This is a genomic window from Streptomyces sp. NPDC002701, assembly GCF_042889045.1.
Lineage (GTDB): Bacteria > Actinomycetota > Actinomycetes > Streptomycetales > Streptomycetaceae > Streptomyces.
This window is the reverse complement of the sequence record NZ_JBIAQL010000057.1, coordinates 1-8082: the sequence shown is the minus strand read 5'-3', so window position 1 is coordinate 8082 and position 8082 is coordinate 1. Positions and strand designations below refer to the sequence as shown.

The window sequence follows — 8082 nt, the reverse complement described above, 5'->3', positions numbered from 1 at the left end:
GCTGCCCCACCCGTGCTACGCGCAGGGTCCGTCTCCGGCAGACGCGTCAGCCTCGGCACCAGCACCGCGCCGTCGCGCACCGCGACCTCGGACTCACCCGAGACCACCGCCGCGACCGCCGCATCCACGTCAACCGACGCATCCGAGTTCACGTCCAGGTCCACCAACGCGAACCGTCCCGGGTGCTCCGCGAGTGCCGCACGCACCAGACCCCACACAGGAGCCTGCACCACATCACCAGCAGCCGACGAACCGCCCACACCCACCGGCATCGCACCCCGCGTCACCACCACCAGACGCGAACCCGCGAACCGCTCCCCGGCCAACCACTCCTGCACCACACCCAGCACACGGTCCAACACCGACCGCACGCCCGCAGGCACATCAACCGAACCGTCCGGCACACCACAGTCCAGCACCACCACACCCGGCACCGCACCCTCAACGGCCTCAGCCACCTCGGACCACGAAGTCCAGTCGGTCTCGGTGGCACCGGCCGGAGTCGGGGACACCCACTCCAACCCGTACAGCGCACCCGCGTCACCGGACGCGGCGCCGAGCTGATCGGCAGAGAACGGACGGCTGGCTATGGAGCCGACCGTCAGGACCGGGGCGCCGGTCACATCGGCGACGGAGAGGGAGACGGCACGGCCGTCGAGCCGACTGATCCGGACGCGTACGGCATCGGCGCCGACGGCGTGCAGGGACACGTCGTTCCAGGCGAACGGGACGGCCGTCTCGTCGTCACTGTCGTTGAGGATGCCGGCGTGCATCGAGGCGTCCAGCAGCGCCGGGTGCAGACCGAACCGGCCCGCCTCACCCGACACCTCCTCCGGAAGCGCCACCTCCGCGAACAACTCCCCACCCCGACGCCACGCCGCACGCAACCCCCGGAACACCGGCCCGTACCCGTAACCACGCTCCCGGAAGACTTCGTACGCACCCTCCACCGGCACCACCTCAGCACCCACCGGCGGCCACTCACCCCACTCGAACCCAGCCACCACAGCCGCCTCCGTGAGGAAACCGGTCGCGTGCGTGGCCCAGTCCTGCTGGGTGTTCTCGGGGCGGGAGTAGACGGCGACCGTACGGCGCGCATCGGTGTGCGGGCCCACCACGACCCGTACCTGAAGACCGCCGCTCTCGGGCAGCACCACCGGTGCGGCCAGGGTCAGTTCCTCCAAGGTGGCGCACCCTGCCGCCTCACCGGCCGCGAGAGCCATCTCCACCAGGCCGGTGCCGGGCAGCAGGACCCGGCCGAGCACCACATGGTCGGCGAGCCACGGCTGCGCCTCCACCGACAGCCTGCCCGTCAGCACCACACCACCGGAATCCGGCAACGACACCACCGCACCCAGCAACGGGTGATCCGCCGCGTCGACGCCGGCGGACCTCGGGTCCGCAGCGGTGACAGCGGTCACCTCGGGCCAGTAGCGCTGTCGCTGGAAGGCGTACGTCGGCAGGTCGGCGGCTCGGGCGCCGGTGCCGTCGAGGACGGCAGCCCAGTCGACGTTCACACCGGTGGTGTGCAGCCGGCCCAGCGCGGCCAGCGTGCTTGCCTCCTCGTCGCGGTCCTTGCGCAGCAACGGCACCAGGAGCGCGTCCTCGCCCGCGCTCTCGCGCGCCATACCGCTCAGCACACCATCGGGACCCAACTCCAGGAAGCGGAACACCCCTTGCTCCACCAGAGCCCGCACACCGTCGTCGAAACGAACGGCCTCCCGCACGTGGGTCACCCAGTACTCGGGGTCCTCCAACTGCCCCTCATCCGCCAAGGCACCGCTCACGTTCGAGACCACAGGCAGCCTCGGCTGCCCGAACGACAGCCCCTCCACGACCTCCCGGAACTGCGCGAGCATCGGCTCCATCAACGGCGAGTGGAACGCATGCGACACCCGCAGCCGGGACGTACGCCGCCCCAGCCCACGGAACACCTCCGCCACAGCCTCAACAGCCACTTCCACGCCCGACACCACGACAGAGGACGGGCCGTTGACGGCGGCGACCGAGACGCCCTCGGCGGATCCGAGGTGTTCCCGCACCTCCGCCTCGGTGGCTTCCAGCGCCACCATCGCGCCGCCGGCCGGCAGCGCCTGCATCAGCTGGCCCCGCGCTGCGACCAGGGCACAGGCGTCCGCCAGCGAGAGCACGCCGGCGACATGGGCCGCCGCGACCTCGCCGATCGAGTGCCCGGCCACGAACTCCGGGCGTACGCCCCACGACTCCACCAGCCGGAAGAGAGCGACCTCGACCGCGAACAAGCCCGCCTGCGCGTACACCGTCCGGTTCAGCAGCTCGACATCCTCACCCCACACCACATCCCGCAGCGGACGGTCCAGATGCGCGTCCAACCCCGCGCACACCACGTCGAAGGACTCGGCGAACACCGGGAAACGCACGCACAACTCACGGCCCATACCCAGGCGTTGCGAACCCTGGCCCGAGAACAGGAACGCCGTACGGCCGGTGCCGGCCACGCCCTCCACGACTCCGGCGTCCGGCAGGCCCGCCGCGAGTGCTCCCAGCGCGGCGTCCCGGTCCTCACCCAGCACCACCGCACGGTGCTCGAACAACGAACGCTGCGTGGCCAGCGAGAACGCCACATCCAGCGCACCCGCACGCGTCGGTCCAGCCGCGAGGAACTCCCGCAGGCGCGCGGCCTGGGCTCGCAACGCCTCCTCCGACCTCGCCGACAGAACCCACGGCACGACCGTCGGCTCGGTCAGCGGACTGTCACCCGCACCGTCAACCGCTTCGGGCTCCGGCGCGGTGACCGGTTCGGGCTGTTCCAGGATGACATGGGCGTTGGTGCCGCTGATCCCGAACGAGGACACCCCCGCCCGACGCACCCGCTCCTCCCCCGGCCACTGCCGCTCACCGGTCAACAGCTCCACCGCGCCCGCAGACCAGTCCACATGCGACGACGGCACATCCACATGCAAGGTGCGCGGCAGCACACCGTGCCGCATCGCCATCACCATCTTGATCACACCCGCCACACCCGCGGCAGCCTGCGTATGACCCAGATTCGACTTCACCGACCCGAGCCACAACGGCTCGTCCCCGTCCCGGCCCTGACCGTACGTGGCCAGAATCGCCTGCGCCTCGATCGGGTCACCCAGCCTGGTACCCGTACCGTGCGCCTCCACCACATCCACATCCGCAGCCGCGAGACCTCCACTGGCCAGCGCCTGCCGGATCACCCGCTGCTGCGAAGGACCATTCGGCGCCGTCAGACCGTTCGACGCACCGTCCTGGTTCACCGCCGAACCCCGCACCACCGCCAACACCCGATGACCATGGCGCCGCGCATCCGACAAACGCTCCAGCACCACCATCCCCACACCCTCGGACCAGCCGGCACCGTCCGCGGAGTCCGAGAACGCCTTGCAGCGGCTGTCCGGTGAGAGGGCCCCCTGGCGGGAGAACTCCACGAAGGCGGTGGGTGTGGCCATCACGGTGACACCACCGGCGACGGCGAGGGAGCACTCGCCGGACCGCAGCGCCTGCGCCGCCCAGTGCATGGCGACGAGCGACGACGAGCACGCCGTGTCCACCGTCACCGCCGGACCCTCGAACCCGAACGTGTAGGACACCCGGCCGGACGCGATGCTGCCGGCGCTGCCGTTGCCCCGGTATCCCTCGTACTGTTCGCCGGTCAGGATGCTGCCGTAGTCGTTGTACATGACGCCGGCGAAGACACCCGTCTGGCTGCCGCGCAGCGACACCGGGTCGATCCCGGCCCGCTCGATCGCCTCCCACGTCGTCTCCAGCAGCAACCGCTGCTGCGCATCCGTCGCCACCGCCTCCCGCGGACTCATCCCGAAGAACTCAGGATCGAACTCCGAAGCGTCATGCAGGAAACCACCCGACCGCGTATACGTCGTACCCGCCACCCCACGATCAGGGTTGTAGAGCGACTCCACATCCCAGCCACGATCCGACGGAAACTCCGACACCGCGTCCACACCCTCGGACACCACCCGCCACAGATCCTCCGGCGAAGCCACCCCACCCGGATAACGGCACGCCATCCCCACGATGACCACCGGATCGTCCGCCACCGAAGGCAACGCCGACACCGGCACCGCCACGGCCGACTCGGTGCCGAGGACGCTGTCCAGCAGGTGGTCGGCGAGGAGTGCGGCGGTCGGGTAGTCGAAGACGACGGTCGCGGGCAGCCGCAGACCGGTGGTCTTGCCCAGCCGGTTACGCAGCTCCACCGCGGTCAGCGAGTCGAAGCCCAGATCCTGGAACGCCCGGTCGGGGTTCACGGTCTGCGCACCCGAGTGACCCAGCACCACCGCGATCTGACCGCGCACCAGGTCCAGCATGGTTTCGCGGCGCTCGGTCTCGCCCAGTCCGGCGAGGCGCGCGGCGAGGCCCGAAGCCGCCGCGGAGTCGACCGCCGTGACGCTCCGGCGGGCAGGAGTACGGATCAGGCCGCGCAGCAGCGGCGGTATCTCGCCCTGGGCCCGGAGGGTCGGGAAGTCGAGGCGTACGGGGAGGACGACCGGCTCACCGGAGGTCAGCGCGGCGTCGAACAGCGCCGTCCCCTGCTCCGCCGTGACCGCCGGCAGACCCGAGCGCGCGATACGCCGCCGGTCCGTCTCCGACAACCCTTCCGTCATCCCCGCGTCCTGCGCCCACGGCCCCCACACCAGGGAGGCGGCGGGCAGGCCAAGGGCACGGCGGTGACGGGCCAGGGCGTCGAGGAAGGTGTTGCCTGCCGCGTAGGCACTCTGTCCAGCGCTGCCGAACATTCCCGCCACCGAGGAGAAGAGAACGAAGGCGTCCAGGTCGAGGCCCCTGGTCGCCTCGTGCAGGTTCCACGCCGCGTCCACCTTGGCCCGCAGCACACCCGCCAGCTGCTCCGGCGTCAACGACTCGACAGTGCCGTCATCCAGCACACCGGCCGCATGCACCACCGCACCCACCGCATACCGCGACACCAACTCCGCCACCGCACCGGCATCCGCCACATCACACGCCTCGACCGACACCCGCGCACCGGTCTCCGACAGCTCCGCGACCAACTCCCGCACACCCTCGGCACCCGGACCACGCCGGCTCACCAACAGCAACTCACGCACACCATGCACGGACACCAGATGCCGGGCCACCACCCGACCCAAACCACCCGTACCGCCCGTCACCAGCACCGGCCCGCGACCCCATCGCGGGCCCGCGCCCTCGCCCTCGCCCGCCGTTGTCCGGGCCAGCCTCGGCACCCGGACACCACCGGCACCGGCCCCTACGACCACCTCCGGCTCGCCCACCGCCAGAGCCGCAAGCACCGACTCCGCGCCCACACCGGACTGCACGTCTTCAACGCCGTCGCCGCTTTCGCCGCCTTCGACGCCCTCGACGCTCATTAGGGCGAATCGGCCAGGGTGTTCGGACGCCGCCGACCGCACCAGACCTGATACGGCGGCAGTGGACAAGTCGTCGGTGCCTTCGGTGACACGGGTGACGAACACCAGACGGGACGCGGCAAACCGCTCCTCCGCCAGCCACGACCGCACCAACTCCAGCGCCCGCACCGCAGCGCCATGCACCGAAGCGACCACATCAATGGCGTCGGAGGGGACAGCGGCCGCGACCAGCACCGTCTCCGGCACCGCACCCGCCCCGGCCAACTCCTCCAGGTCCGCGAACGCCACGAACCCGTCACCCGAAAGCCCCGCGACCGCCGACAGCCCCGCAGCCTCACCCAGCACACCCACCGGACCCGTCACGGCACCGGCCTCAACGGCCCGGGCCGCAACCCACTCCACCCGGAACAGCGAGTCACGGGCGGAGAGATCGAGCTCTCCGGCCGCCAGGGGACGTACGGTCAGGGACTCCACGGAGGCGACGGGCGCTCCGGCGGTGTCGGCCAGTTCGAGGGCCATGGTGCCGTCGGCGTCCCGGGTGAGCCGAACGCGCAGGGCGGACGCGCCGGACGCGTGCAGGCGCACCCCCTCCCACGAGAACGGAACCCCGCCGCGGCCGTCGTCGTCGATCGCGAAGGCGTGCAGCGCGGCGTCGAAGAGCGCAGGGTGCAGACCGAAGGCGCCGCCGTCGGTCCCCTCGTCCAGGGCGATCTCGGCGAACACGTCGTCACCGTGCCGCCAGGCGGCCCGCAGGCCCCGGAAGGCGGGCCCGTAGGCGAAACCGGCCTCGGCGAGCCGCTCGTAGCAGTCGGACACGTCGACCGGGGAGGCGTCGCGCGGCGGCCACACCGAGGCGTCGAAGCCCGTCGGTACGGTGGTCCCCCGTGCCAGTGCCAGGGTTCCCGTGGCGTGGACGGTCCACGGGGCGCGGGGGTCGTCCTCGGTGCGCGCGTGCACGCCGAGGGAGCAGCGGCCGTCCTCGTCGGGCGTGCCGGCCCGCACCTGTATCTGGATACCGTCCCGTTCGGGCAGTACCAGCGGAGTGGACAGGGTCAGCTCCTCGACCTCGTCGCAGCCCACCTCGTCGGCGGCCCGGACGGCGAGTTCCAGCAGGGCCGTGCCCGGCACCAGCACGGCACCCTGGACCACGTGATCCGCCAGCCACGGGTGCGACTGCGTCGACAGCCGACCGGTCAGCACCAGCCCGTCGCCACCGGCCAGCTCCACGGCGGCACCGAGCAGCGGGTGCCCGGCCGCGCCGAGCCCGGCGAAGCGCACGTCTCCGGTACGGGTCGACGTGGCGGCAGGCCAGTAACGCTGTCGCTGGAAGGCGTACGTCGGCAGGTCGACGGCTCGGGCGCCGGTGCCGTCGAGGACGGCAGCCCAGTCGACGTTCACACCGGTGGTGTGCAGCCGGCCCAGCGCGGCCAGCGTGCTTGCCTCCTCGTCGCGGTCCTTGCGCAGCAACGGCACCAGGAGCGCGTCCTCGCCCGCGCTCTCGCGCGCCATACCGCTCAGCACACCATCGGGACCCAACTCCAGGAAGCGGGACACCCCTTGCTCCACCAGAGCCCGCACACCGTCGTCGAAACGAACGGCCTCCCGCACGTGGGTCACCCAGTACTCGGGGTCCTCCAACTGCCCCTCATCCGCCAGAGCACCGCTCACATTGGAGACCACCGGGATCCGCGGCTGCCCGAACGACAACCCCTCCACGACCTCCCGGAACTCCGCGAGCATCGGCTCCATCAGCGGCGAGTGGAACGCGTGCGACACCCGCAGCCGGGACGTACGCCGCCCCAGCCCACGGAACACCTCCGCCACAGCCTCAACGGCGTCTTCCATGCCCGACACCACCACGGAGGACGGACCGTTCACCGCAGCGATCGACACGCCCTCGGTGAGGTGCGGCAGTACTTCGCCGACGGTGGTCTCGATCGCCGTCATCGCGCCGCCGGCCGGCAGCGCCTGCATCAGTTGGCCGCGCGCTGCGACCAGGGCACAGGCGTCCGCCAATGAGAGCACGCCGGCGACATGGGCCGCCGCGACCTCGCCGATGGAGTGCCCGGCCACGAACTCCGGGCGTACGCCCCACGACTCCACCAGCCGGAAGAGAGCGACCTCGACCGCGAACAAGCCCGCCTGCGCGTACACCGTCCGGTTCAGCAGCTCGACATCCTCACCCCACACCACATCCCGCAGCGGACGGTCCAGATGCGCGTCCAACCCCGCGCACACCACGTCGAAGGACTCGGCGAACACCGGGAAACGCACGCACAACTCACGGCCCATACCCAGGCGTTGCGAACCCTGGCCCGAGAACAGGAACGCCGTACGGCCGGTGCCGGCCACGCCCTCCACGACTCCGGCGTCCGGCAGGCCCGCCGCGAGTGCTCCCAGCGCGGCGTCCCGGTCCTCACCCAGCACCACCGCACGGTGCTCGAACAACGAACGCTGCGTGGCCAGTGAGAACGCCACATCCAGCGCACCCACCGAACCGGACCCGACGAACTCCCGCAGCCGGGCGGCCTGGGCTCGCAGCGAATCCTCCGACCTCGCCGACAGAACCCATGGCACGACATGCGGGTTCGGGAGAACGGTGTGTTCTTTCTCGGCCTCCGGCGCGGTGACCGGTTCGGGCTGTTCGAGGATGACGTGGGCGTTGGTGCCGCTGATCCCGAACGAGGACACGCCAGCCCGGCGCAAC

The 8082-nt window shown here is 71.3% G+C and carries 1 pseudogene; it reads right to left on the bottom strand.

The window, feature by feature from the left end:
• A pseudogene (locus tag ACFYXC_RS41555) lies at positions 1–8078 on the bottom strand (SDR family NAD(P)-dependent oxidoreductase); the annotation flags it as partial.
• Positions 8079–8082 lie beyond the last annotated feature (4 nt).